The organism is Aquirufa sp. A-Brett2-15D (assembly GCF_054558735.1).
Map to the genome: position 1 here is coordinate 27,474 of NZ_JBSKFT010000001.1, position 24,845 is coordinate 52,318.

The 24,845-nt window shown below is 43.5% G+C and carries 24 protein-coding genes; 12 read left to right on the plus strand and 12 right to left on the minus strand.

Annotation, left to right across the window (positions count from 1 at the left end; all coding sequences use genetic code 11):
* Window positions 1-47 precede the first annotated feature (47 nt).
* The 5 genes from metK to ytxJ form a co-directional block, all read right to left on the minus strand.
* On the minus strand, window positions 48-1,304 hold the full coding sequence (metK, locus tag ACST14_RS00130) for a methionine adenosyltransferase (protein WP_459459340.1): 1,257 nt from the start codon (window positions 1,302-1,304) through the stop codon (window positions 48-50).
* 63 nt (window positions 1,305-1,367) lie between these two features.
* Window positions 1,368-2,549, minus strand: coding sequence for a lycopene cyclase family protein (locus tag ACST14_RS00135; protein ID WP_459459342.1), 1,182 nt, complete (start codon window positions 2,547-2,549; stop codon window positions 1,368-1,370).
* Window positions 2,550-2,552: 3 nt separating this feature from the next.
* Window positions 2,553-3,422: a lipoyl synthase gene (lipA, locus tag ACST14_RS00140; protein ID WP_459459344.1), complete on the minus strand. Its 870-nt coding sequence runs from the start codon at window positions 3,420-3,422 to the stop codon at window positions 2,553-2,555.
* Between the two features lie 6 nt (window positions 3,423-3,428).
* Window positions 3,429-4,172, minus strand: coding sequence for a hypothetical protein (locus tag ACST14_RS00145; protein ID WP_459459346.1), 744 nt, complete (start codon window positions 4,170-4,172; stop codon window positions 3,429-3,431).
* A complete protein-coding gene (gene ytxJ / locus ACST14_RS00150) occupies window positions 4,165-4,497 on the minus strand; it encodes a bacillithiol system redox-active protein YtxJ (RefSeq protein ID WP_459459347.1) in 333 nt (110 codons plus the stop codon). Before ytxJ ends, ACST14_RS00145 begins: the two co-directional genes overlap by 8 nt.
* 53 nt (window positions 4,498-4,550) lie before the next feature.
* Here ytxJ and ACST14_RS00155 point away from each other — a divergent pair, with 53 nt between their 5' ends.
* From ACST14_RS00155 to ACST14_RS00165, 3 genes are read left to right on the plus strand one after another with little or no spacing between them, the layout of a single operon-like run.
* Entirely contained in the window at window positions 4,551-5,792 is a 1,242-nt protein-coding gene (locus ACST14_RS00155; protein WP_459459349.1) for a 3-deoxy-D-manno-octulosonic acid transferase, read from the plus strand.
* Window positions 5,779-6,711: a ribosome small subunit-dependent GTPase A gene (gene rsgA, locus ACST14_RS00160; protein WP_459459351.1), complete on the plus strand. Its 933-nt coding sequence runs from the start codon at window positions 5,779-5,781 to the stop codon at window positions 6,709-6,711. Before ACST14_RS00155 ends, rsgA begins: the two co-directional genes overlap by 14 nt.
* 4 nt (window positions 6,712-6,715) lie before the next feature.
* Window positions 6,716-7,645 (plus strand): ROK family protein, encoded by a 930-nt coding sequence (locus tag ACST14_RS00165; protein ID WP_459459353.1) that lies wholly within the window; start codon window positions 6,716-6,718, stop codon window positions 7,643-7,645.
* A gap of 154 nt (window positions 7,646-7,799) precedes the next feature.
* On the opposite strand, the gene ACST14_RS00170 is transcribed toward ACST14_RS00165, so the two are convergent.
* Both ACST14_RS00170 and ACST14_RS00175 read right to left on the minus strand, forming a co-directional pair.
* Complete coding sequence (locus ACST14_RS00170; protein WP_459459355.1) at window positions 7,800-8,909, minus strand: acyltransferase family protein; 1,110 nt, start codon at window positions 8,907-8,909, stop codon at window positions 7,800-7,802.
* Window positions 8,906-10,507, minus strand: coding sequence for a S8 family peptidase (locus ACST14_RS00175; RefSeq protein ID WP_459459357.1), 1,602 nt, complete (start codon window positions 10,505-10,507; stop codon window positions 8,906-8,908). The genes ACST14_RS00170 and ACST14_RS00175 overlap by 4 nt, the downstream gene beginning before the upstream one ends.
* A gap of 35 nt (window positions 10,508-10,542) precedes the next feature.
* Here ACST14_RS00175 and ACST14_RS00180 point away from each other — a divergent pair, with 35 nt between their 5' ends.
* Genes ACST14_RS00180 through ACST14_RS00195 form a run of 4 tightly spaced genes read left to right on the plus strand, consistent with a single transcriptional unit; the run spans window position 10,543 to window position 13,519 of the window.
* Entirely contained in the window at window positions 10,543-10,941 is a 399-nt protein-coding gene (locus ACST14_RS00180) for a hypothetical protein (RefSeq protein WP_459459359.1), read from the plus strand.
* A 44-nt stretch (window positions 10,942-10,985) separates the two neighbouring features.
* Complete coding sequence (locus ACST14_RS00185; RefSeq protein ID WP_459459361.1) at window positions 10,986-12,989, plus strand: TonB-dependent receptor plug domain-containing protein; 2,004 nt, start codon at window positions 10,986-10,988, stop codon at window positions 12,987-12,989.
* Window position 12,990: 1 nt separating this feature from the next.
* The gene (locus ACST14_RS00190) at window positions 12,991-13,197 is read left to right on the plus strand and encodes a heavy metal-binding domain-containing protein (protein ID WP_459459363.1); all 207 of its coding nucleotides are present in this window, start codon (window positions 12,991-12,993) and stop codon (window positions 13,195-13,197) included.
* 4 nt (window positions 13,198-13,201) lie between these two features.
* Entirely contained in the window at window positions 13,202-13,519 is a 318-nt protein-coding gene (locus ACST14_RS00195) for a heavy-metal-associated domain-containing protein (protein ID WP_459459365.1), read from the plus strand.
* Between the two features lie 207 nt (window positions 13,520-13,726).
* Here ACST14_RS00195 and ACST14_RS00200 read toward each other — a convergent pair whose 3' ends face one another.
* Both ACST14_RS00200 and ACST14_RS00205 read right to left on the minus strand, forming a co-directional pair.
* A complete protein-coding gene (locus tag ACST14_RS00200; protein ID WP_459459367.1) occupies window positions 13,727-15,823 on the minus strand; it encodes a Tex family protein in 2,097 nt (698 codons plus the stop codon).
* Window positions 15,824-15,994: 171 nt separating this feature from the next.
* Complete coding sequence (locus tag ACST14_RS00205) at window positions 15,995-16,693, minus strand: XRE family transcriptional regulator (protein ID WP_459459369.1); 699 nt, start codon at window positions 16,691-16,693, stop codon at window positions 15,995-15,997.
* A gap of 108 nt (window positions 16,694-16,801) precedes the next feature.
* Between ACST14_RS00205 and dinB the strand changes: the two genes are divergently transcribed.
* The 3 genes from dinB to msrB all read left to right on the plus strand — a co-directional run bounded on the left by dinB (window position 16,802) and on the right by msrB (window position 21,689).
* Complete coding sequence (dinB, locus tag ACST14_RS00210; protein ID WP_459459371.1) at window positions 16,802-18,034, plus strand: DNA polymerase IV; 1,233 nt, start codon at window positions 16,802-16,804, stop codon at window positions 18,032-18,034.
* Window positions 18,035-20,953 (plus strand): DNA polymerase III subunit alpha, encoded by a 2,919-nt coding sequence (locus ACST14_RS00215; RefSeq protein WP_459459373.1) that lies wholly within the window; start codon window positions 18,035-18,037, stop codon window positions 20,951-20,953.
* Window positions 20,954-21,086: 133 nt separating this feature from the next.
* The gene (gene msrB, locus ACST14_RS00220; protein WP_459459375.1) at window positions 21,087-21,689 is read left to right on the plus strand and encodes a peptide-methionine (R)-S-oxide reductase MsrB; all 603 of its coding nucleotides are present in this window, start codon (window positions 21,087-21,089) and stop codon (window positions 21,687-21,689) included.
* A gap of 140 nt (window positions 21,690-21,829) precedes the next feature.
* Here the strand turns inward: msrB and ACST14_RS00225 are convergent, their stop codons facing one another.
* The 3 genes from ACST14_RS00225 to ACST14_RS00235 all read right to left on the minus strand — a co-directional run bounded on the left by ACST14_RS00225 (window position 21,830) and on the right by ACST14_RS00235 (window position 23,298).
* Window positions 21,830-22,537, minus strand: a complete 708-nt coding sequence (locus tag ACST14_RS00225; protein WP_459459377.1) for a thioredoxin domain-containing protein — start codon at window positions 22,535-22,537, stop codon at window positions 21,830-21,832.
* Window positions 22,534-22,833, minus strand: coding sequence for a thioredoxin (gene trxA, locus ACST14_RS00230; protein WP_459459379.1), 300 nt, complete (start codon window positions 22,831-22,833; stop codon window positions 22,534-22,536). Before trxA ends, ACST14_RS00225 begins: the two co-directional genes overlap by 4 nt.
* A 159-nt stretch (window positions 22,834-22,992) precedes the next feature.
* Window positions 22,993-23,298 (minus strand): rhodanese-like domain-containing protein, encoded by a 306-nt coding sequence (locus tag ACST14_RS00235; protein WP_459459381.1) that lies wholly within the window; start codon window positions 23,296-23,298, stop codon window positions 22,993-22,995.
* A 115-nt stretch (window positions 23,299-23,413) separates the two neighbouring features.
* On the opposite strand from ACST14_RS00235, the gene ACST14_RS00240 reads away from it, so the two are divergent.
* Together ACST14_RS00240 and ACST14_RS00245 are read left to right on the plus strand one after the other, a co-directional pair.
* Window positions 23,414-23,818 carry a DsrE family protein gene (locus tag ACST14_RS00240; protein ID WP_459459383.1) on the plus strand — a complete coding sequence of 135 codons (405 nt, stop codon included), beginning with the start codon at window positions 23,414-23,416 and terminating at the stop codon, window positions 23,816-23,818.
* Window positions 23,819-23,861: 43 nt separating this feature from the next.
* Window positions 23,862-24,839, plus strand: coding sequence for a c-type cytochrome (locus ACST14_RS00245; protein ID WP_459459385.1), 978 nt, complete (start codon window positions 23,862-23,864; stop codon window positions 24,837-24,839).
* The last annotated feature ends 6 nt before the right edge of the window (window positions 24,840-24,845 follow it).

Consider the following 24,845-nt stretch of genomic DNA (forward strand, 5'->3'; position numbering starts at 1 on the left):
AAAGAGGCGACCGAAGGTCGCCTCTTTTTATATCAGTGTAAGTATAATTAAATCCCGAAAGCAGTTTTCACTGTATCTACGTAGTCTAATTTCTCCCAAGTGAATAATTCCACTTCTTTACTTACTATTTGGCCATTAGGACCTGTGAATTTCTTTGTAACGATTTCGTTCTTACGACCCATGTGACCATAAGCTGCTGTCTCAGAATAGATCGGGTTACGCAATTTCAAACGTTGTTCGATGAAATAAGGACGCATATCGAAGATCGCTTCTACTTTACGTGCGATTTCTCCGTCTGTCATATCCACTTTCGCTGTTCCGTAGGTATCGATGAATAAACCGCAAGGTTTTGCTACACCGATCGCGTAAGAAACTTGAACTAATACTTGGTCACATAATCCAGCAGCTACTAAGTTTTTCGCGATATGACGTGTTGCATAGGCAGCTGAACGGTCTACTTTGGAAGGATCCTTACCTGAGAATGCACCACCACCGTGAGCACCTTTACCACCGTAGGTATCTACGATAATCTTGCGGCCAGTTAAACCGGTATCTCCGTGTGGACCACCGATCACGAATTTACCTGTAGGGTTGATGTGGTAAGTGATGGCATCGTTGAATAAAGCTTGCAATTCAGGCTTTAATTTAGCCTTAACGCGAGGGATAACGATCTCAATGATGTCCTTGTTGATTTTTGCTAGCATCTCTGCTTCTGGCGCGAAATCATCGTGCTGCGTCGAAACAACGATCGTGTCGATGCGTTGTGGCACGTGGTTGTCACTGTATTCGATCGTCACCTGAGATTTTGCGTCAGGACGAAGGTACCCGATTAACGATGGTTCGTTGTTACGGATAGCTGAAAGTTCTTGTAAGATTTTGTGGGCTAAGTCTAAGGCCAAAGGCATGTAGTTGTCAGTCTCTTTCGTAGCGAAACCGAACATCATTCCTTGGTCACCTGCACCTTGCTCCTCCGGGTTCTTGCGATCCACTCCTTGGTTAATGTCAGCAGATTGCTCGTGAATCGCAGATAAAATACCACAAGAGTTCGCCTCAAACATGTATTCTGATTTTGTATAACCAATCTTGCGAATTACTTCACGTGTGATGGCTTGTACATCTAAATAGGTCGTTGTATTTACTTCGCCAGCTAAAATTACTTGACCAGTAGTTACAAGCGTTTCGCATGCCACTTTAGAGGTGGGGTCAAAAGCCATGAAATGGTCAATTAACGCATCAGAAATTTGATCAGCTACTTTATCAGGGTGTCCTTCAGAAACCGACTCAGAGGTAAATAGATAAGCCATGGGCGAATTTTTAGTTTAAAGAATTGCAAATTTACTCAAATAGTAGGAACCAAAAAATTCAACTTAGTTAATTTTTGACCGGTAAATAGTTTTTAATGCGGCTCTAACGAAAGGAAAAGTGGGTACAGACCACATTAATCGAAGGTCTTCCTTCCAGGTGGTTTCTTCTTGTAGAAATTTTAATAGTAAGGCTGGTTTATTTTTATAAAATAGGCATTCGAATACTTTAGAGCCTGCTATTTTTTGATCAATCAATACGTGCAAGAAGACTTCATCTAACCAAATTTTCCAAGGGCGATGTGGAATAATGAGCTGTGATGAGGGACCTTTTTCGAGGGCTGCTACTAAGTCTTGGCAGAATTTTTGAGTACGGTGAAAACTGTATCCTGTTGTGGATTTTACAAAGCCGCCACTGGTTCCAATTTTTAACAGTTTTTGATACAGATTCTCCACCGCGTTCGGATTATTGCGCATCGGAATTACCCCGCTTTCCTCCTCTTTTATCAGGTAATCATCTCCTGTTAGTCCATAATAGGCAAATAAATACGATTTTATCTTATCCCGGTAGAATTCGGGTTCGCGTAATGTTCCAGAGAAAAAGGTATATTCGAAAAGTGCCTTTCGAGGACTGGTGGGTAAGACATACATAAATTCACACTCGGTGCCAAATGCCACGCGAAAGTCAAATAGATGTGCTGCGTCTACCTCGAAGTTATTGAAGTTACATTCCACCTCCCAGCCTAAAAAATGTTGTTTGAGATGTTTAGGGTAAGCATTATCGCAAGGGAAGGGGCTAAAGCTATCGAAGATTTTTTCCGAGGCATAGTATTCGCCTTCCGATGTTTGGACTATAGTACCTAGGCCTTGAAAGCCTATAGAATTGATTTCAGCCGCTAAGAAATGAATGTTCGGGTGTTTGCTTAATTCCGCTTCGATATGCGAAAACCAGGCGATACTATTGATTTTATGATATTTAAAAGGTTCAATAGTTAACTGAATCGATGAGGGTCGGGAACTATGAAAATAGAGTGAATCCCAGGATTTCTCTGCTAGAAAATCGAATTCGCCTTGTTCTGCACTCCAATAGCAAAAGGTTTGTTCGTGGCGAATACCGCGGTCGATGATCAAAATACGCCGCGAACTAAGACTACTTTTAGATAAATAATAGGCCAAAGATAAACCTGCCATTCCCCCGCCCGCTAGGATGTAATCGTATGCGCGATCGGTGGTTTGGGCTAAATTCATAAATTAAATATGCTTTTCCGCGTGGTAACTTGAACGCACTAGGGCTCCAGATTCCACATAGGCAAGCCCACGTTTTAAACCTTCCTCCTTGTACATCGCAAACGTATCTGGATGAATCCATTCGATCACTTCGTGGTGCATCTTCGTAGGCTGCAAGTATTGCCCTAAAGTCAATACATCTAATCCATTTTCAATTAGGTCGTCCATTGCTTTTAATACTTCATCCTGCGTCTCGCCTAAACCCAACATAATCCCAGATTTATTGCGTTTCCCAAACTCTTTCGTCCGTTTAATTTGCTCCAAACTCCGTGCATATTTTGCTTGAGGGCGAACATAGCGATATAAACGTTCGACTGTTTCCATGTTATGCGAAACGACTTCTTGGCCACCCTCAATCATTCGAATCAAAGCATCCCAATTATTTTTTACGTCAGGAATCAAGGTTTCGATGGTTGTTAAGGGGGTGGTTTCTTTTACCGCGCGAACGGTTTGGTACCAAATTTCCGCACCTCTATCTTTTAATTCATCGCGATTCACCGAGGTGATTACCGCATGTTTTACTTTCATCAGTTGAATCGCTTCTGCTACGCGGCGCGGCTCGTCTTCGTCGTATTCAGCAGGACGTCCTGTGGCTACGGCACAAAAAGTGCAAGAACGTGTGCATACATTCCCTAAAATCATGAATGTGGCTGTCCCTTCTCCCCAGCATTCCCCCATATTGGGGCAATTGCCAGATTGACAAATCGTGTGTAACTTATATTCGTCTACGATTTTGCGGACGTTCGTATATTTCTCGCCAATCGGTAATTTAACGCGTAACCAATCTGGTTTGCGGGAATTAGCGGCAGGACTTACTTGAGGTAATTCAATCATATTTTTTTATTTACTTTTTCCAAAGAAAAAGGTCACATAACCTGTCGTATAAACAGATCTAGGGTTTGTTAAGTTTAAAATCTCTACTGGTTGGCTAAAATAATCCACAATGAAACCTGTTTCGATGGCCAAGTAGTTTTGCTTTAGTGTTTCAAATTTAAACTCTAAAGCGGTTTTTACATGCCATCCAGGGATAAATTTGGCTTCAGATAAACCAGAAAAGAAACTGCCTTCTCCGCTGACAATAGATTTAGTATAGCTATTATCCAAAGCTTTCGCCATCGGAACACTCGTAGAAATGGACTTTCCAGCTTCTGTGTAAACGATGTCCACATAATAGGGCTTTTGAATTCCGATGGTAGGACCTGTCGCAATTCGGCCATTCAAACTTGTACCACCTTCACTCGCCTGTTTTAATAAGACCCATTGGCGGCCGTATTCAGGTCTAAAATTGAGTAGATAATTCAATTTTCCTTCAACGTAAGTTCTCCCATTATAGGAAAAGGGAGAATTAAATTCACGGTAATCTTTTGTATTCGATAGATCCACGTTTACGAAGGAGTGATTTGGCAGGGTTTTAATGAAACTAAATCCGCCCAAAATGCCGGAATTGGTATTCATATTCACCCCGATTCCCCAAGACGAAGAGGACGCACTATTTTCCTTTTTCTGGGGTGCTGCTGATTTTCTTTGGCCCATCATACAAAACGGAACCACTAAAATCACCCAAAATAAAAAAAATCTAGACATGGATAAAAGGTTTGATTTCTTCAACTGAAATATCCCAATGAGTGGCAGAATAGGGGCATGTACCCTTATCAATTACCAGTACTTGTGGGGACTGATGTTCTATGTCGAATTGACTAGCTATTTGGCCTGAAATGGGTCTGTAGGCAATTAAATCCAAATAATAGGCTGGTGTAGCATCCGAATCCCAAGCTCTTTCAAAACGATTTAAGGCCGTAGAAGAGATGGAGCAACGCGTACTATGTTTGAAAATGACCACCGGTTTTTCTTGCGAAATATTCACAATTTCTGCCAGTTGTTTCTCATCAGTCAAGGGTATCCAATTCATATTCACCTGCCTTTTTCGTAATTTTATCAATTCAACATCAAATTTAGTAAAAAATGAGGGTTTGCCTCTATTCTTTTGTCTTGTTTTTATATCGAGGGCTCATTCGTTTAGCTGCTTTGTTTCAAGTGAAAGCAAAGTTGATGAATGAGGGTCAAATACACGTTTGGCGAGGACTAGATAAGCATTTCAAATCAAATACTAAACCTGTAGCTTGGTTTCATACCGCATCGATGGGAGAATTTGAGCAAGGTAGACCCATCATTGAGTCATTTAAAAAGGAAAATCCATCCCATTTTGTGTTAGTTACTTTCTTCTCACCGTCAGGTTATGAGGTTCGAAAGAATTATGCTGGAGCTGATTATGTGAGTTATTTGCCTTTGGACGGTTATTTCAATAGTGCTCGTTTTCTAGATCTTGTTAAGCCTACGATGGCGGTATTTGTGAAGTATGAATTTTGGCATTATTATTTAACTGGTTTAAAAAAGCGATCGGTTCCGACCATTTTAGTTTCCGCGATATTTAGTCCCAAACAAGTATTTTTCAAATGGTATGGCGGATTTTTTCTTCAATTATTAACTTGTTTTGATCATTTATTTGTGCAAGATCAGGCTTCAGCAGATTTGCTTCAGAAATCGAATGTGACGGTGGCCGGTGATACGCGATTTGATCGTGTGTTAGACAACTTGCGAAATCCTGTTTCATGGAATTTAATGACAGAATTCATTGCTAACTCCGAGTTTATGGTAGTTGGATCTGCTTGGCAAGCTGATATGGACTGTTTAATCCCAATAATTAATTCAAAGAAATATCCCTTTAAGTGGGTGATAGCACCCCATGAAATTCATGCGGTAGAGTTAAAATCTTGGGAGGAACAGATTGATTTGAACGTGATGTATTCGTTAGGGCCTGCGGTAGAAAATGCGGAGGTTCTTTTTGTAAATGAAGTAGGTCGTTTAGCAAATTTATATAAGGGCGCCTCCTTTGCCTACATTGGTGGAGCTTTTGGCGATGGTTTACATAATACTTTGGAGGCAGCCGTATTTGGTCCCGCGGTGTTTTTTGGCAATAAAAACTACCTAAAATTCCGAGAGGCCAGAGAGCTCATTGAATTAGGTATTGCCTTTCCTATCGCTAGTTCACAGGAATTAGATCAGTCGATGCGCGTGATTTATGAGGATGACCAAGTATTCGTGAATAAGCAAGTTCAATCTCGCGCCTTTGTACAATTGCAAGCGGGAGCGACAGAAAGAATCATGGAATTTGTGCGTAATTTAGCAAGTAATGGAAGGAAATAAGGGCTTAGTTATGCGTTCAACCGGTTCTTGGTACGAAATTCGTTCCGAGTCAGGAAAGGTGTTTAAAGGTCGTTTGAAAGGAAAATTCAAATTGAAAGGTCCGAAGACATCTAATCCAGTAACCGTAGGTGATCGTGTTATTTATGCCATGGAGGACGAGGCGAATGAAACAGTGGTGATCGAGGAGATTATTCCGCGCACGAATTATATCATACGCAAATCAGTCCATAAAACAGGTCAAGGTCAGTTGATGGCAGCGAATGTGGATCAAGGCATTTTCGTGATGACTTTAAAATCCCCTAAAACTTCTTTGGGCTTTTTAGATCGCTTTTTAGTGACGGCCGAAGCATTTCGTATTCCCGTGACCATTGTTTTCAATAAGATGGACTTATTGAATGAGGAGGAGGAGGACCAAATATTCGGTTACGCAGCTCTCTATCAAGAATTAGGTTATGGCATATTATTTACCTCCATTCCACGTAGTCAAGGCGTAGACGAGTTTAGAGCCATGTTTGCTGGAAAGGTTTCGCTTTTGGCCGGTCATTCAGGCGTAGGGAAATCCAGTCTATTGAATTTGGTTTCGCCTCATTTGAACATTAGAACAAAAGAAATATCTGATTTTGCCCAAAAAGGGGTGCATACCACCACCTATTCCACGATGTGGGAATTAGGACCTGAAACCTATTTAATCGATAGTCCAGGGATCAACGAATTAGGGGTGATGGAAATCGAAAAAGAGGAATTATCCCATTATTTTCCCGAAATGCGTGCCTTAATCGGCGAATGTAAATTCAATAATTGCCTACATATTTCGGAGCCATCCTGTGCAGTTTTAAAAGCATTTGAGGCAGGCGAAATTGCGCATAGTCGCTATTTAAGTTATTTGAGTATCTTTGAAAATAACGATAACCGTCGCTAAACCTATGAAACAATCTTATTTATGGGGCATCGATTTAGGTGGAACTAAGATCGAATGCGCTGTTTTAGCTGCTGATGACCTAACTCACATCATTGCGCGTGAGCGCATTGACACAGAGGCCTCTAAGGGCTACGAACATATTATTTCGCAAGTCGCTCGCTTAGTTTCGCAAGTGTCTGATCAGATTGGCGTTTCGCCCACACATGTTGGTTTTGCCACCCCAGGTGTCTTGAATCCAGCCACCCAAACCATGAAAAACTGCAATACGACCTCGATGAACGGTCGGCCTATGGCAGCGGATTTAGCAAAAGCTATTGGTGCAGAGGTGCGCTTAGCAAATGATGCTAATTGCTTTGCTTTGGCAGAAACTCATTTAGGTGCAGTTAAAGATATCAACCCGAATGCGGAGGTCGTTTTTGGGATCATTATGGGTACTGGCGTGGGTGGCGGTTTAGTCGTTCACGGTCAGGTGATTAACGGATTACACGGAATTGGTGGAGAATGGGGCCATAATATCTTAGAGGAAGACGGAACGCCTTGTTATTGTGGAAAGTCGGGATGTGTGGAACACGTGATTTCGGGTCCAGCTTTAGAGGGTTTTTATTTGTCCCAAAGTGGTCAAAAACTCAGAATGCCACAAATACTACAAGCTCACCTAGCTGGAACAGATGCCCATGCTTCTGCCACTATTGAGCGAATGTTAGAGAACTTCGGTAGAGCCGTTTCTACTTTAATTAATGTTTTAGATCCACAGGTCATCGTCATCGGCGGTGGCGTGGGCAATATCGATTTACTTTATACCGAAGGAATCGAACGCATCAAGAAATACATCTTTAATTCAAGAGAGGTCCTAACTCCGATTGTGAAGCCTAAATTGGGGGATTCGGCAGGGGTTTTTGGGGCTGCGTTGCTTTTCGCTGCTTCGCAGCGATAGTCGTCCTGGGGACTTAGTCGCCACTAAGTGGCTTAGTCGTCCTGCCGACCTATTGACTAAGACGAAGTTGACTAAGCAGCTTGCTGCGACTAAGGCGCAAAGCGCCGACTAAGAAGAAGTGGTTTTTAAAAGTATAAGTTTTGCTTTGCAAAATTTATACTTTTAAAAACCACTTCTTCTTCCAGAAAACCCAACACACCCCCCAACATACCATCACAAACGCAATCGCATAGGCTAGTGAGCCGTTGTATTTGCCAAAAATAGGCTCGAATAGGTGCCAGTATAGCCAATCGCTGGCTGACATATCTTGTATTTGGAATTTACCTAATTGAATAGCAATGATCTCTGATATACCATAAGCAAGGATGGAATTCGTTCCCAAAACAAGGAAGAAGGTATTGCCAAAATGCCCTTCTTTGGTCTCAATCCACCAGTTTAATAAGCCAATTAAAATGAAGTCAATTCCTGCGCAAAGCAGCACGAATGAGCTGGTCCATAATTTTTTGTTAACTGGAAAAGCTTGATCCCAAATGAGTGCAATGATAATCAAGGCACTTCCCCAGCCTAGTAGACAGAGTAGTGCTGACTTATTTTCTTTGGCCTGATTCTCTAAATACAAACTGACTTGATAGCCAAAAAGACAGGTAGAAATGGCTGGTAAGGTGCTTAAAAATCCCTCTGGATCAAAGGCGATCCGGATACCATTCACAACATTTCCATGGTGTAAATGCGCTTCTCCGAATAAAAAGAGGTCTAATTTTCGTACCGCATTCGTGCTGATATCCATCCAGGATCCAGCATCTCCAAAAGCATATAAAATCCCCCAAAATGACAGTAAAATTCCAGCATTGATCCAGGTGAGCCATTTTTTAGGAACTTGTAATGTGATAAAAGCAACGGCACAATAGGATAAAGCTATTCTAGGTAATACGTTTAGAAAACGTAACTTTTCGAACGAAAAATCTATGAATGGGAAATAGAAAACAAAGTAGTTGATCAAGAAAAGATATAATGTCCGCTTTAAGATCTTGTTGCGAACAGAGGGGGTTAATTCGTAATTAAAAGCCTTGAATGAAAAGCGCATCGCCACGCCCACCATGAACAAAAAACTAGGGAAAACGAGGTCTGTAGGCGTAAATCCATTCCAGTTAGCATGCATTAAAGGGCCATAAGTAAAATCCCCATTTCCACTATTGTTTACTAGGATCATTCCTGCTAAAGTAATTCCTCTTAGGATATCGAGAGATAGAAATCGAGTTTTCATAGTAATAGGACAGATTTGGTGATGGAGGTTGATTCCGTGGTAAATCTAAAATAATATTTTCCAGAAACGAAGGGTCCTAAATAAATTGTTGATTCTGATTGATTTAATCTGAAAGTATGAACCACAGCTCCTGCACTATTTAGTAATTCCACCTCTGCTACAGAATAGGGCATTGATATATGAATGGCAGATCCTAGACTAACTGGATTAGGGTAAATGAGGAGTTTGGACGCATCTGGCTCATTTTCTAAAATGAGTTCCATGGCAGCTATAGCTTTGTCATAATTAGGTATCCCAAAGCCTAAAAGCATATCCGTTTTCGCAAATTGAGTCCCTGATTTAAGTAAGGCATTTCTAATTTGTTGCGCGGTATGCCTAGGAAATGTCTGCTGTAGCCCTGCCGCTAATCCTGCAATAAGCGGGGCTGAAAAGGAGGTCCCATTAGAAACGCCGATTGCTCCATCTAGGTATCCTACAACAGTAGAAGATCCCATTGCCACCACATCTGGTTTCACCCTACCATCGAAACTGGGTCCAATTGAACTGAAAGATGATTTACTTCCTAAAGCAGTAACTGAACCTACCGTTAAAATGGAGTCGGCGTCAGCTGGTGCTGTGATGTATTTCCAGCTATTGGCGCCTTCATTTCCCGCACTGATGGTAACTAAAATTCCTTTGCTGGCTGCCCATCCGGCGGCTTTCGAAACTAAGGTTGATTTGCCATTCATATCCGCATAGCTATGATTATGCAAGGGATTATCAAAGGTAGAATAGCCCAAAGAGGACGAAATAATATCTGTCCCCAAGCTATCTGCCCATTCGGCTCCACGTAGCCAATTGGCTTCTTCTACGATTAATTCATGTCCACTTTCTTCGGTTTGGGCGAGGGCAAAGGAGGCTTTGTAGGCAGTTCCTATGAGTTTTCCTGATTCGAAACCGGCGATGGTGGAAAGGACGTTTGTTCCATGTCCTCCGCTGGTGTAAACAGAGGAAACAGTGGGATCCGTAGTTAAGGTAGCGATAACCCGTTTTTCTGTGAAGGTGTTTTGAAGATAAGAAACTGAGTTAGCTAGTTTGAATCCATCGTCTAGAAGCGTGATGAGGGATCCTTGACCCAGGATATTTTTTGCGTGCATCTGGTCTATGCCCAGTTGGTTAATTTGGGTGGATGAATTTCCATAATCCGGGCTTATGGAGTTCGACAGGATCCCAGATTGAATCTGATTTGCTTGGCTTGAATCTGCGGGAAAATTCCAATAAAGTCCCTTAACACAGCTGAGGGCAAGGGTTTTCTTTAAGTCGCTTGGTTTTTGGGCAATGAGTGCGCCATTGATCCATTTTAGAGGAAACAAAATGCGAGCCCCTGTGGTTTTTAGTTGATCGAGGTAGTTTTTGCTGACGGGTAAGTCTTGCGAAGAGAGGATCACGCGGTTTTTTCTACGGCGTTCCAAGCTTTTGGAACTTAAAAAAGCCTCAGGATTGTTCAAAGAATACGTAGAAGAGGCCTTGTCCTTAAAAAGAATCAAATAGCGGTAGGTTTGCGCCTGAGTCGCGGATGAGGCAAAAAGCAATAAGGACAAGATAAACCGCTGAAGCATAAAGCAAATTAAGAATTTTAAGTTAATTTTGTTGGATGAAATTATTCACTAGATCTTTTCTGTCAATTTTTCTTGCCGCCTGGATTCTTTTCGGTAGCCTAGGAATATCATGGACAGAAGCGACTTGTGTTTTTACCGGGGCTAAGAAAACCAGCTTCTCGAAAGCAGAATCTTGCTGCAAAAATTCATCTCAAGCACATATTTCTCGGGCTAAATGCTGTTTGCTAGGGAAATACCAGGTGAAATTTAACTTCGATCTTACGAAGGGTGGTCAATCCATTAATTTGGCTTTTGTTTCTGCATCGGGGCTCATCGAGATTCCATCGCCTCGAGATTTTTATCAAGAACTTGATTCTTTTACCTCCTTTCGTGCGAACGCTCCACCGTTATCTCGGCAAGTTCGCTTAGCTCAATTGCAAACATATTTGATTTGAGGAAATAGGGTAACAACTATTTCTATCATTTAAATCAAATAATCATGTATAAATTACTTTTTTTACTGAGTTTTTCTACGCTTTTGCAAGCCCAAAAGGTCATCAAAAAGGATAGTATTGAACGCGATACGGAATTAAAAGAATTTCGGGTGATCGCGAATCCGGGTCAAAAAGACGATAACGCCATTCTCGCCACCGAGATCATGACCATCAAAACCTTGGGAAAGGCTGCATGCTGTAACTTATCCGAGAGTTTTGAAACAAATGCATCCGTTTCCGTTAGTTATGCGGATGCGGTGACGGGTTCAAAGCAGATTCAATTATTGGGATTAGCCGGAAATTATGTTCAAACAAACGTAGAAAATATCCCGTCGATTAGAGGTTTGAAATCTACCTACGGCTTAAATTATTTGCCAGGAACCTGGATAAAATCGATTGATTTAGCGAAAGGCACCATCTCTGTCGTTAATGGGTATGAATCGATGGCAGGGGCCATTAATGTAGAGCTGGCAAAGCCAGATACTTCTGAGGTCTATTATTTAAATACCTATACGAATTCCCAAGGTCGATTTGAGATTAATCAACAGGGAGCACATCGATTTAATTCCCGCTTATCCACTGGTCTATTTACGCATTATTCCCAGCAGGTCTCTCGTATAGATGGTAATAAGGATGGATTTTTAGATTTACCTTTATTCAATTTGGTGAATGTATTAAATCGTTGGAAATATGCGACGGATCGCTGGATGATTCAATGGGGTGCTAACTACCTACTTGAAGATCGTTTAGGCGGCCAAAACGGGATTGAATCGAATTCTGATCGGTATAAAATCTACGGTTTTGGTAGTAAAACCGAGCGCTTGGAGACATTTGCAAAAATCGCTCGCTTGTATCCTGAGAAGCCTTATCAGGGTTTGGCTTTAATTTTAAGTACCGCGAATCATTCAAATGATTCCTATTTTGCCATGAAAAATTACCGAGGGCGGGAACAAAGTGTGTATGGTAATTTCATATTTCAATCCATCATCGGTAATACAAATCATACCTGGAAGACCGGTGCTAGTTTTTTGATGGATTCCTATCAAGAATCTTATATTGATTCTGCTTATGCTCGAACGGAAATTGTACCAGGAATTTATGGAGAATATACGTGGACGATTCCGAATAAGTTGACGGTAGTTGTAGGCCAAAGAGTCGACTTTCACAACCAACTAGGCACCCAATGGGTACCACGCTTGCATGTAAAATGGGATGTGGCGCCGGATTGGATTGTTCGATTATCTGCGGGAAAAGGATGGCGCCGTGTGAATCCTTTGGCAGAAAATATGGGTTTCCTGATTAATAATCGAGCATTAACGTTAGTAGGGGATTTAAATCCGCTGGAGGTTTCCTGGAATTATGGAATCACGCTGACGAAGAATATGAACATTGGATCTCGCAAGGCTAATCTAGTGTTAGATGCTTTTCAAACCGATTTTACCCAGCAGTGGATGGTGGATATGGAGGCAGGTAGCAAGCTAAGGATGTATGCAATGCCCGGAGTATCCTATTCTACCAGTATTCAGGGGGAGTTTAATTACAGTCCATTTAAACGGTTTGAAATGAAAGTTGCCTATCGTTACCAAGATGTGCAGGCTGATTACTTGCAAATGGATGGCGGTTTAATTCGTCTTACTAAGCCTTACCTAAACAAGGATCGCGTTTTAGTTAATTTATCTTATGCAACTCCATATGAGATATGGAAATATGATTTAACCTGGCAATGGAATGGTTCTCGAAGGATACCTGACCATAAATTATCCCATTTGCATACGGGTGCTATTCAAGAAGTAACTGCACCTCCTTTTTCTACGGTTTATGCACAGGTGACCCGTCAATTTAAAAAGTGGGAATTGTATGTAGGTGCGGAAAATCTTTTTAATTTTACTCAGAGCAATCCCATATATGTAGCTAAAGACCCATTTGCTAAAGGGTTTGATGCTTCGATGGTTTGGGGGCCGATTGTCGGCACCATGGTTTATTCAGGAATACGTTATAAAATCAATTAATATGAAAAAGTACATCTTAGTTTCGACCCTAGTATTGGGAATGTTTGGGGCCTTTGCGTCCACATCTCAGCAGTCTACTCAAAAACCTGCTAAGGAAAGTAAAAAAGAAGAATATGCTTGTCCAATGAAGTGCGAAGGCAAAAAGACTTACACTAAGAAAGGTAAGTGTCCAGCCTGCACCATGGATCTTAAATTGGTTAAAAAATAATCCTATGAAAAAGTTCTTATTTTTATTGATTCTGCCTTTTTTAGCGCTAGCAGGCCCTAAAGAAACGGTTAAGATTAAAACCTCTGCGATTTGCGAAATGTGCAAAGAGCGTATCGAAAAGAATTTAGCCTTAACGAAAGGAGTGGCTAAATCTGATTTGAATCTAGATGATAAGGTTATAACTGTAGAGTTTGATGCAGCAAAAATCGATGCAGCTGGAATCAAGAAAGTTATTTCGGAATCAGGATATGATGCTGATGAGGTGAAAGCGATCGCAAAAGATTATGCGAAGTTGCCGAATTGCTGTAAGAAGAAAGACTAATCTGAATGGTGAATGGTAAGTGCATTATAATTTAAAGCACAAAGCATAAAGCACAAAGAATAAAGTAGGAATCCCCTGCGGGGATGGATTCGTGAACTATTTTCTTAGAATATTTTTTAAAACAGTTCACATACTCATCGCTGAAGGCGATACCATCTTTGTACTTTATTCTTTGTGCTTTATCCTTTAAAAACCGTTCATTCACCATCAGCTCTTCATGCTCAGCGCAATCCGCTTCCTTACCTCATCCACCTCAGTAACCCGAACTTGCACTTTCTGTGCCACTTTGACCACCTCGTTCGGGTCTTTTACAAACTTATCGGCTAGCTGACTCACGTGAACTAAACCGTCTTGGTGTACGCCAATGTCTACAAAGGCGCCAAAATTTGTAATATTCGTCACAATACCCGGAAGGATCATTCCTACGCGAAGATCTTTGATCGAGTTTACCCCTTCGGTGAATTCAAAAGCCTCGAATTGCTCGCGAGGATCACGACCCGGTTTCGCTAATTCTTCCATGATATCTGTCAGCGTAGGCATACCTACTTCAGTACTCACGTATTGACTTAGGCGAATCTGCTTGCGTAAGGATTCATTCGCTAATAAGTCGGCTACTTTGCAATCCAGGTCTTTCGCCATCTTTTCGACGATTTCATAGCGTTCCGGGTGAACCGCGCTGGAATCTAATGGATTTTTTGCGTTGCGTATCCGTAAGAAAGCAGCCGCTTGTTCGAAGGCCTTTTCGCCTAGACGAGTGACCTTTTTTAGGTCAGATCGCTTGATGAAAGGGCCGTTCTTAGTGCGGTAGTCGATGATGTTTTGGGCAAGTTGTGGGCCTAATCCGGAGACATAGGATAGAATTTGCTTAGATGCGGTATTTAATTCCACACCTACGGAGTTCACGCAAGAGATGATTGTGTCATCGAGGGAGGCTTGGAGTTTCTTTTGGTCTACATCATGCTGGTATTGCCCCACGCCGATGGATTTAGGATTGATCTTTACGAGTTCTGCCAAAGGATCCATCAAACGTCTACCGATGGAAACCGCTCCACGAACGGTCAAATCCTTGTCTGGGAACTCCTCCCGAGCCGCTTCGGAGGCAGAATAAATGGACGCCCCACTTTCGTTCACCATAATGATCGTGATGTTCTCGAGTTTCAAAGCGCGCACAAAAGATTCCGTTTCGCGACCTGCCGTTCCGTTTCCAATGGCGATGGCTTGCACTTTGTATTTCTTCACCCAGTCTTGTAGCGTTTGCGCCGCTTCAGCCGCTTGTCCAGGGCCTGTATGAGGATAGACCGCGGTGTTTGCTAATAAGGTGCCTTGTTCATCTAGGCAAACGACTTTGCAACCCGTTCTGAAGCCAGGGTCGAGGGCTAAGACGCGTTTTTGGCCTAAAGGAGCGGCTAATAACAATTGTCTGATATTCTCTGCGAATACACGGATGGCCTCTTCGTCCGCACGTTTCTTCGCCTCAGCGCGCATCTCGGTTTCCATCGCTGGCATCAACAGGCGCTTATAGCCATCTTGAATCGCCATTCCCACTTGTTTTGCACAGGCATTGTTCCCAATCAGGAAGCGACGCTCTAATTTAGTAAGAACCTCTTCATCTGGACCCGTTAGGTTTAGGTTCAAAATTCCCTCATTTTCGCCTCTAAATAGGGCCAAAACCCGATGCGATGGCGCTTGAGCCAGGGATTCAGACCAGTCGAAGTAATCTTTGTATTTTATTCCTGCTTCTTGCTTGCCTTTCGCGACTGTTGATTTGACGGTGGTTTTACGGGCAAATAGGTTTCTAGATTCCTCTCTCGCCTCTGCCGTCTCCATCATTTCCTCTGCTAATATATCTCGCGCTCCTGCTAGCGCCTCTTCTACATTATCTAAGTATTCTGCGGCTAAGACCTCTGGGTCTTTTAGGCCTTGTAGTCGTAATTGGTTTGCGAGCTCCTGCAAGCCTTTCTCGCGGGCCGCCATCGCGCGTGTTTTGCGCTTAGGTTTGTAGGGAAGGTAGATGTCCTCTAATTTGGCCAAAGTCTCTGCCCCTCGAACCGCCTTCTCTAATTCCGGCGTCAATTTCTCTAGTTCCATTAAGGATTTCAAAATAGCCTCGCGGCGCTTCTCTAATTCCACGTATTGATCCCTTAGATCCCGAATCGCCGCGACTTGCACCTCATCTAAACTGCCCGTCGCTTCCTTGCGGTAACGGGAAATAAAGGGAATCGTGGCACCTTCGTCTAATAGGGCGATGGTTTTCCGAACTTGATTTTCGGAGATGGAGAGGGAGTGGGATATTTTTTGGTACATGGTAGTAGATTAGAGGTAGGAGAGCATAGAGCATAAAGCACAAAGAATAAAGTAGGAATCCCCTGCGGGGATGGATTCGTGAACTATTTTCTTCGGATTTTTTAAAACAGTTCACATACTAATCGCCGAAGGCGATACCATCTTTGTACTTTATTCTTTGTGCTTTATGCTTTAGTTTTCCGGAAAATCATTGCAAAAATACCCCGCGAACTTCCAGATTTCCTGAATTTCAGATCCCAAAATCGGATAGGGATCATAAGTCTTGTTCGTCGAGTTCAAGATCAATACTTTGCGTTCTGCTAGGTGATTAATGACTTGCTTTAAAACCACGCCATCTTCGCGGGTGACCACGATACAGATCGTGCCGTCTTTGATTTGAGTCCAGTCTTCGACGTATTCAGCGAATACTAAAGAGCCGGGTTGCAAGGGTAGCATGGATTCGCCTTTGATGGGGAAAACGCGGTATTTTTTGTCCTTAGGCAAGAAGGGGACCTGGAAGGTGGGTAATTCTTGAATGAATCCGATGTCGTCGTACGAGGCGGTGTATCCTGCCAAAGCTTTCACGGGTACCATCTCGATATTCTCTTCGTTATTTTGATCGACCGTCGTGGCTAAGATTCGTAGCTTAGGTTTGCTGGCTAGGCCGGGGATTCTTGTAGACAAATCTTCCTTCAACAATTCATCCACCTCGACATTGAAAAACTCCGCTAGGGAGATCAAATCCATATATTTAGGCTCCGCTCTGCCAGACTCATAGGAGCCCAAAGTCGGCTTCTTAATATTCAGTAATTCCGCTAGTTTTTCCTGTGACGTTTTCTCCGACATCTTGCTGCGTAAAAAACGTAAATTCTGACTAAAAAAAGTGCTCATCGGATTTGCTTATTAAAGGAAAATGAATAAAATTCGTATCTAAAATTTGTTCGTATACTTTTCGAAGTTACGAAAGGTATTCAAAATACCCAAATATCTACCAATTTTATGCAGGAGCGCGCGATTGTGCACATGGATTTAGACAGTTTCTTTGTCTCGGTGGAGCGACTCCGAGATACAAGACTTGTGGGTAAACCTGTCATCGTGGGTGGAGGGTCGGATCGCGGCGTGGTGGCTGCATGTAGTTATGAGACGCGGGCCTTCGGGGTACGTTCCGCGATGCCCATGAAGATGGCGTTGAAATTGTGTCCCGATGCGATCGTTTTAAAGGGGGATTACGAGGCCTATGTGCAGCATTCGGAGATGGTGACCTCGCTGATTATGGAGCGGGCACCTTTAGTGGAGAAGGCCTCGATTGATGAGTTTTATTTAGATATGACGGGGATGGAGCGCTTTTTTGGGTCTTATGCCTTTGCACAGGATCTGCGGGATCGGATTAAAAATCAGATCGGATTGCAGATGTCTTTTGGGTTATCAGTGAATAAGACGGTTTCCAAAATCGCCACGAATCACGTCAAGCCCGCCGGCGAGTTTCAAGTGCCAGCAGGGCAGGAGAAGGCTTTTTTAGCACCCATGACGGTGAATAAAATACCGATGATAGGTGCCGTTACTTCTCAAACCCTACGTAATATGGGCATCGTCCACGTGGGGACGCTCAGCCAAATGCCGCTAAAGGTATTAGAGCGAACCTTTGGGAAGTCGGGGACGATGCTTTGGGAAAGAGCAAACGGCATCGATCTACGCCCCGTGGTGCCTTATTCCGAGCAGAAATCCCTATCGAAAGAGATTACCTTCGAGCAGGATAGTACGGATGTGGTTTTATTACGACGGATTCTAGGCTCGCTGACCGAACAGCTGAGTTATGATCTGCGGAAGCTGGGGCAGTGTACGTCCTGTATAACGGTGAAAGTACGTTACTCGAATTTTGACACCCATACTCGTCAAATTAGTATTCCGGCCTCAGCCAGCGACCACCGCCTGATTCCGGCGGTCTACGAATTGTTCGAGAAGCTGTATGACCGAAGGCTGTTGATTCGGCTGATCGGGGTGCGTTTCTCTAAACTGTTGCAAGGGCAGGAGCAGCTTAACCTGTTTGATGACGGGGCGAAGCTGGTTCCACTCTATCAGGCGATGGATTCCCTGAAGAACCGCTATGGCGAGTTTTCCATCCTACGCGCCAGTGGCTTGATGGGAAGTGCCGAACGAAGAAATAGATTGCCTGGTGCGTCACACGCTGCTGCTGCGTCACACGCTGCTTTACCTTCAAAAAACGACGAATAGATGTATTTGAATTGCCATTCCTACTACAGCTTGCGCTATGGCACGCTTTCGCCTGAGCAAGTAGTTCAGGAGGCGAAGGCGCGCGGGATTGCGTGTTTGGCATTAACGGATATTCACCGCAGTTCCGGCGTGTTTGATTTCGTGCAGGCTTGCCAGCAGGAGGGGATTAAGCCGGTGGTGGGGATGGAGTTTACGGCAGGATATGTGTGTTTAGCGAGAAATGAACGCGGTTTTTTACAGATTAATGATTTTGCGACGAAGTATTTAGTGTCCAAAGAACCCTGGCCAGAGCGTCCTCCCGTTTCAGACGATGTGTGGACCATATATCCGTTTACGACGCGGAAGAAAATAAAGACGCTGGCCGGTCCGCAGGAACGTTGGGGGGTGCGGGCGAGTGATTTGAAACAGCTTTGGAAAGAAAAAGACCTACATGATTTCGTCTGGTGTCAGCCCTTTACCTTTCTCGATCAGCGCGGTTTTTCGATGCACCGTTTGCTGCGCGCGGTGGATAAAAATACCCTATTAAGTAAACTCTCGAAGCAGGATCAGGCGCAAGTAGATGAAAGATTCTATTCTCCTGCGGAACTAGAGGCCTCTTGTGCGGATTATCCGCAGCTGTTAGCGGAGGCGGATAAGATTTTAGCGGATTGCACGTTTAGTTTTGATTTTAAAAAGTCGAAGAACCGTTCGCTTTTTAGTTCTTCCAAAGAGGACGATTTAGCCCTTTTAACGAAGCTAGCTTACGAGGGTTTGCGCTTCCGTTATCCACGTGGGGACCGGGAGGCGAAGGCGCGGGTGGAAAAGGAATTGCGGATTATCAATGAGCTGAGCTTTAATGCCTATTTCCTGATTACCTGGGATATTATTCGCTATGCTCGGTCTAGGCGGTATTTTCACGTGGGTCGCGGGTCTGGGGCGAATTCGATTGTGGCGTATTGTTTGGGGATTACGGATGTGGATCCGGTGGAATTAGACCTGTATTTTGAGCGCTTTATTAATGAGCATCGGACGAGTCCGCCGGATTTTGATATTGATTTTTCCTGGGATGAGCGCGATGACATCATTGATTATATCTTTAAGCGCTATGGTTCAAAGCACGTTTGCCTATTAGCGACCTATGTGACGTTTCGGGATAAGTCGATTTACCGGGAGTTAGCGAAGGTTTTTGGTCTTCCTAAAGCCGAGATAGACTCCTGGCTCGATCCCGCCACCGCGATGCGGGAGGTGAGTTCGGAGATTCAGGCGCTAATCGTGAAATACGGGCAATTGTTGCTCGATTTCCCTAATTATCTCAGCATCCACGCGGGCGGAATCCTGATTTCGGATGAGCCATTAAGTGCGTATACGGCCTTAGAAGGAATGCCTAAAGGCTTTCCCATCTGCCAGTTCGACATGTACGTGGCAGAAGAAATCGGGTTTGCGAAGTTTGATATTTTGTCCCAAAGAGGCCTCGGCCACATCAAAGAGTCCGTCGATATCATCCGAGCAAACCGCGGGATAGACATCGACGTCCACCGCGTTCAAGATTTCATGAAGGACGAAGGCGTGCGCAAACAGCTCATGCGCCACGAGACGATGGGTTGTTTCTACATTGAATCGCCAGCAATGCGTTCGCTGTTAAAGAAGCTGCGCTGCCAAGATTACATCACCCTAGTCGCCGCGTCCTCCATCATTCGCCCTGGCGTATCCTCCTCGGGGATGATGAAAGCCTATATTGAGCGCTTCCACGCACCCGATTCCTATGAACCCGTGCATCCGCTGATGGGGGAGCTGATGAAGGAAACCTATGGCGTGATGGTCTACCAAGAAGATGTCATCAAGGTGGCGCATTATTTCGCCGGTCTGACCTTAGCGGAGGCTGATGTGCTGCGCCGCGGGATGTCTGGTAAATACCGATCTCGGTCTGAATTCGATCGCATTCGGGAGGCTTTCTTCGTGAATTGTGCAGCGAAGGGATACCCGGTAGCGGTATCTCAGGAGGTGTGGCGGCAGATGGAAAGCTTTTCGGGTTATTCCTTTTCGAAGGCGCATTCCGCTTCTTTTGCCGTGGAGAGCTACCAAAGCCTCTATTTGAAGACCTATTACCCACTCGAGTTTATGGTGGCGGTCATCAATAATTTTGGGGGATTTTACCGAACCGAGTTTTATGTCCACGAGGCTCGCCGCTGCGGCGCACAAATAGAGGCTCCAGAGATTAATGAGAGCGAGTATTTGACCCGAATCGAAGGAACGCGGATTTACCTCGGCTGGGTGCATATCAAGGGTTTAGAGAAGCGCGTAATACAGGAAATACTGGAGGCGCGAAGGCAGTCTGGACCTTTCCGCTCCTGGGAGGATTTTGCGCACCGGGTTTCTATTGGGTTAGAGCAATCTATTTTATTGATTCGAATCGGGGCTTTCCGGAACCTAGGGCAAGAAAAGAAACCGCTTTTATGGGAAGCGCATGCTCGTTTTCAGGGCAAAGTATCCACGGTGGTCTCGATGGAAATGTTCGATGATTTCTCGCCGGAAATGGGCGTGCTGCCCGCTTTAATTCACGATTCGGCGGAAGATGCCTTTGATCAATGGGAAATACTCGGTTTTCCTCTTTGCTCACCTTTTTTATTGTTAGAGGAACTGCCGGAGACCTTATTAAATGCGGATTTAGTTTTGCCCAAAGGCGATATCATCGGCTACCTCGTCACCCTCAAATCCACCCGAACCAAACAAGGTGAACGCATGTATTTCGGCTATTTTGTGGACTTACAAGGCGAATTCTTCGATACCGTCCATTTTCCGTCAGACCTAAAAAACTATTCTTTCCGCGGTAGTGGGATTTATTGGATGCAAGGGGTCTCGATGGATGATTTTGGCCACAGAACGCTACGGGTACAACAGTTAAGGAAGTTAGCGTGGCGGGTGGATCCGCGGTATTCATAATTTCAAAGACCAAAGTTCATAGGTAGTCAAAAGGTCGCCGCAAGCGGCTTAGTCGTGACTTAGTCAAAAACTAACCTATTGACTTAGTCCGCAGGACGACTAAACGACATAGTCGTGACTAAATCGCGAAGCGATGACTAAGACGAAGTCGACTGAGTCCGTAGGACGACTGCCGCTTGCGGCGCGTAAACCTTTTTGCCCTATCTTGCGTTATGAAATAAAAGAAAATCACATGAAAAAGATTTTAGGATTAGTATTCTTGTTTATGAGCCTGCAGGCTTGTGGGCAGCAACCCAAACAAACGCCCAAACAAACGATAGCAACTACAGCAACGAACACGATGGAAAATTTGCCTAAAACAGAGGCCGAATGGAAGGCTAAGTTAACAGAAGACGAATATTATATTTTACGCCAAAAAGGTACAGAACGCCCTTACACCGGAAAATTTTTAATGCACACCGAAAAAGGGATGTATACCTGCAGAGGTTGTGGAGCCCCACTTTTTAGCTCAAATTCGAAGTTTGATTCGCATTGCGGATGGCCTAGTTTTGACAAAGAAGTGAAAGCAGGAGTAATCAAAGAAACCGTAGATAATACACTAGGCATGCGTCGCGTAGAAATTACATGCGCAAAGTGTGGAGGCCACTTAGGTCACGTATTCGATGATGGTCCTACCGATACGGGTTTGCGTTATTGCGTGAATTCGGTGTCGATAGGTTTTGAAGCAGGGAAATAAATTTCAAAGTTCAAAGAGCAAAGTTCAGAGGTTGAATCACCTGCGGTAATAATCTTATAGCCCTATTTCTTTGAACTTTGACTCCGGACTAAGTCCGCAGGACGACTAAGCCGAAGGCGACTAAATCGCAGCGCGATGACTTAGTCGCGAAGCGATTTGTCTAATTCCTCTTTCCCAATCAACCCCACACTCGACCAGGTCTTCACCCCGTTCTTGTACATTTCTAGGTAAGGAATCGCTTCGATTTTCTTTGATTTCGCTAATTCCTGGTTATCGTCTACATCGATTTCGATGAGTTCGACTTTCCCATTTTGGGCTTTTACCCATGCCTTTAAAATAGGGCTTAACTGCTTACAAGGACCACACCAAGTGGCATTGTAGTCAATGATGACCATCGGTTTGCCTTTAATTTTTTCTGCGAAACTAGCCTCTGTTAATCCCACTGATGCAGTAGCTTTTGCTTCGCCCGTTGCGACAGGTAAATTAGCGGACTGCCAGGCTAACATGCCTCCTGTTAAATTGATGATGGATTTGAAGCCCATCTCCTTCAGCATTCCTGCAGCAGAAGATGATCTTGCTCCAGATAAGCAGTAAACGTATACGGTTTTATCTTTGGCTAATTCACCTGCGATTTGTGGGAAAGCGGGAGAGCTTACATCTGCATTGATGGCTCCTTCGATGTGACCATTTTGGAATTCATCTATAGTTCTGACGTCCAAAACCTGTGCCCCAGACTCCCCAGCCATGGCTGTTTGGAATTCAGATGCGCCTAAGTTTTGTTGTCCCTCTTTTGGCCCACAGGAAAATAATAGACCGGCTAAAAAAATAGAATAAAGTACTTTTTTCATTTTGAATGCTGTTTAATAATTCCTTCTAAAACGTTCGCTTGAATCACGCCTGACTGGCGCCAAACCGATTTGCCATCCTTAAATAGAATCATCGTGGGAACGGAACGTATTTGAAATTTATCTGCCAAGGTACGATTCTTATCGACATCGATTTTGATGATTTTGGCAGTATCACCTATTTTAGCCTTCAATTGCTCTAAAATAGGCTTTAATTGCTTGCATGGGCCACACCATTCAGCTGAGAAATCAACTAATACGGGTTCTGGCGATTTTAATAATTCGGCGAATTTGCTCATGGTAATCAGTTTTCAGTGTGCAGTTTTCAGTCGTCCTTCGGACTTAGTCGCTAGTCGCTAGTCGCTAGTCGCTAGTATAAATTTAAGAGAGTAAATTACAAACACTTCATGAATTCATCGCCAATGGCGATTCCAACTCTATGCTTTATTCTTTGTGCTTTATGCTTTAAGTGACGTCCAAGCTCCACCATTGTGCACCTGTTCAAATCCCTTAGTTTTTAACATTCTTTTGGCCATTCCGCTTCGGCTTCCTGTGCGGCAGCAAGTAATGATAACTTGATCTTTCTTTAATTTGTTCAAATTTGAACTTAAAGTTTGCAAGGGCAAATTAAGTGCTCCATTTATATGCCCGTCTTTGAACTCTGCTGGCGTGCGTACATCGACAACAATGGCGCCATTGGCCATTAGTTCTCCTAAGTCCACTTTTGGACCAAAACCTACTAAATTCTTCAATATTGTTAACATCGTATTTGTGTTTATCTGTGCAAATATAGGCTGAGATAAAAGGCTATATCGTGACATTTGTCTCTAGTCAATTGGGAAATTTCTGCTATCATTGTAAAAGAAATAAATGAAAACTATGAAAAAGATATTATTTAGTACACTGATTTTAGTCTGCGTATCCATTGCTGCTAGCGCTCAATCTCATAAAGTAGTAGTTCAGATAAATACTTCTGACACATTAGTGTGGCATGGTGCTTTGAAGAATATATCAAACCTTCAAACAGCTTTAGGACCTTCGACTCAAATTGAGCTAGTTGCTCATGGCGCAGGAATTAGCATTTTAGTGGATGGTAAAACTACTCAAAAAGCTAAAATTGCTGAATTAGCAGCTTCAGGAGTGTTGTTCAAAGCGTGTGAAAATACCATTCGGGAGCGAAAAATTGATCGTGCAACCATTTTAACTCAAGCCGGAACGGTTCCATCCGGGGTTGCAGAAGTTGTATTGAAGCAGGAAGCTGGATGGTCTTATTTAAAGTATTGATTTAGACTCTTATAAATTGCAAAATCAGATTCTTAAAACTTTTTTGTTTGGTTTACTTATCTTCCTTTTGGGCTTTTTAGGTTTTCGTACCTACCAAAATGCAGGCTCTGGTCAACTTGATTCCACAGTAGTTTATGTCGCTCCAGATTCTAATTTCACACATCTTTGGACGGCTCCATCTGATTGGAGATTGATGTATTTAGCTCCAGAGGAGAAGGAATTAGTCGTTTATGGCAGAGAGTTAATAGCGCATACCTCGGAGTATTTAGGGCCAAAAGGTTCGGTCAAGGCCATGTCCAATGGCATGAATTGCCAAAACTGTCACTTAAACGCAGGAACCCAACCTTGGGGAAATAATTACTTCGCAGTTCAATCCACTTATCCGAAGTTCAGAGCTCGATCAGGGACAAAGGAAAATCAGATCAAGCGGGTGAATGATTGCTTTGAGCGGAGTTTAAATGGTATGGCATTAGACTCAACAAGTAGGGAGATGCGTGCGATTTTGGCCTACATTAAGTGGTTAGGAAAAGATGTGGAAAAGGGACGTTCTCCAAAAGGTTCTGGTATATTTAAAATAAGGGGAATGAAACGTGCTAGTGATCCCGAAAAAGGAGCAGAGGTCTATGTCTCTAAATGCCAATCTTGCCATCAAGCAGATGGCGGTGGGTTGCTGGCGGAAAATGGAAAATCTTACACTTATCCACCTTTGTGGGGGACACATAGTTATAATACAGGTGCGGGATTATTTCGCATTTCAAATTTTGCGGGCTATGTGAAATACAATATGCCGCAGGGAACCACCTACGAAAAGCCACAATTAACGGATGAGGAAGCTTGGGATGTAGCAGCTTATGTGAATTCAATGCCAAGGCCTTCGAAGGATTTGTCCAAAGACTGGCCTGGTATCGCCAAGAAACCTTTCGATCACCCTTTCGGACCTTATTCTGATCCATTCTCAGAAGCGCAGCATAAATACGGACCATACAAGCCGATTAAGGCTTGGGAGGAGAAGCATCAGTGATAAAAA

Coding starts and splice junctions, on each gene's coding strand:
- metK (WP_459459340.1), bottom strand. CDS start 1,304: ATGGCTTATCTATTTACCTCTGAGTCGGTTTCTGAAGGACACCCTGAT.
- ACST14_RS00135 (WP_459459342.1), bottom strand. CDS start 2,549: ATGAATTTAGCCCAAACCACCGATCGCGCATACGATTACATCCTAGCG.
- lipA (WP_459459344.1), bottom strand. CDS start 3,422: ATGATTGAATTACCTCAAGTAAGTCCTGCCGCTAATTCCCGCAAACCA.
- ACST14_RS00145 (WP_459459346.1), bottom strand. CDS start 4,172: ATGTCTAGATTTTTTTTATTTTGGGTGATTTTAGTGGTTCCGTTTTGT.
- ytxJ (WP_459459347.1), bottom strand. CDS start 4,497: ATGAATTGGATACCCTTGACTGATGAGAAACAACTGGCAGAAATTGTG.
- ACST14_RS00155 (WP_459459349.1), top strand. CDS start 4,551: ATGAGGGTTTGCCTCTATTCTTTTGTCTTGTTTTTATATCGAGGGCTC.
- rsgA (WP_459459351.1), top strand. CDS start 5,779: ATGGAAGGAAATAAGGGCTTAGTTATGCGTTCAACCGGTTCTTGGTAC.
- ACST14_RS00165 (WP_459459353.1), top strand. CDS start 6,716: ATGAAACAATCTTATTTATGGGGCATCGATTTAGGTGGAACTAAGATC.
- ACST14_RS00170 (WP_459459355.1), bottom strand. CDS start 8,909: ATGAAAACTCGATTTCTATCTCTCGATATCCTAAGAGGAATTACTTTA.
- ACST14_RS00175 (WP_459459357.1), bottom strand. CDS start 10,507: ATGCTTCAGCGGTTTATCTTGTCCTTATTGCTTTTTGCCTCATCCGCG.
- ACST14_RS00180 (WP_459459359.1), top strand. CDS start 10,543: ATGAAATTATTCACTAGATCTTTTCTGTCAATTTTTCTTGCCGCCTGG.
- ACST14_RS00185 (WP_459459361.1), top strand. CDS start 10,986: ATGTATAAATTACTTTTTTTACTGAGTTTTTCTACGCTTTTGCAAGCC.
- ACST14_RS00190 (WP_459459363.1), top strand. CDS start 12,991: ATGAAAAAGTACATCTTAGTTTCGACCCTAGTATTGGGAATGTTTGGG.
- ACST14_RS00195 (WP_459459365.1), top strand. CDS start 13,202: ATGAAAAAGTTCTTATTTTTATTGATTCTGCCTTTTTTAGCGCTAGCA.
- ACST14_RS00200 (WP_459459367.1), bottom strand. CDS start 15,823: ATGTACCAAAAAATATCCCACTCCCTCTCCATCTCCGAAAATCAAGTT.
- ACST14_RS00205 (WP_459459369.1), bottom strand. CDS start 16,693: ATGAGCACTTTTTTTAGTCAGAATTTACGTTTTTTACGCAGCAAGATG.
- dinB (WP_459459371.1), top strand. CDS start 16,802: ATGCAGGAGCGCGCGATTGTGCACATGGATTTAGACAGTTTCTTTGTC.
- ACST14_RS00215 (WP_459459373.1), top strand. CDS start 18,035: ATGTATTTGAATTGCCATTCCTACTACAGCTTGCGCTATGGCACGCTT.
- msrB (WP_459459375.1), top strand. CDS start 21,087: ATGACTAAGACGAAGTCGACTGAGTCCGTAGGACGACTGCCGCTTGCG.
- ACST14_RS00225 (WP_459459377.1), bottom strand. CDS start 22,537: ATGAAAAAAGTACTTTATTCTATTTTTTTAGCCGGTCTATTATTTTCC.
- trxA (WP_459459379.1), bottom strand. CDS start 22,833: ATGAGCAAATTCGCCGAATTATTAAAATCGCCAGAACCCGTATTAGTT.
- ACST14_RS00235 (WP_459459381.1), bottom strand. CDS start 23,298: ATGTTAACAATATTGAAGAATTTAGTAGGTTTTGGTCCAAAAGTGGAC.
- ACST14_RS00240 (WP_459459383.1), top strand. CDS start 23,414: ATGAAAAAGATATTATTTAGTACACTGATTTTAGTCTGCGTATCCATT.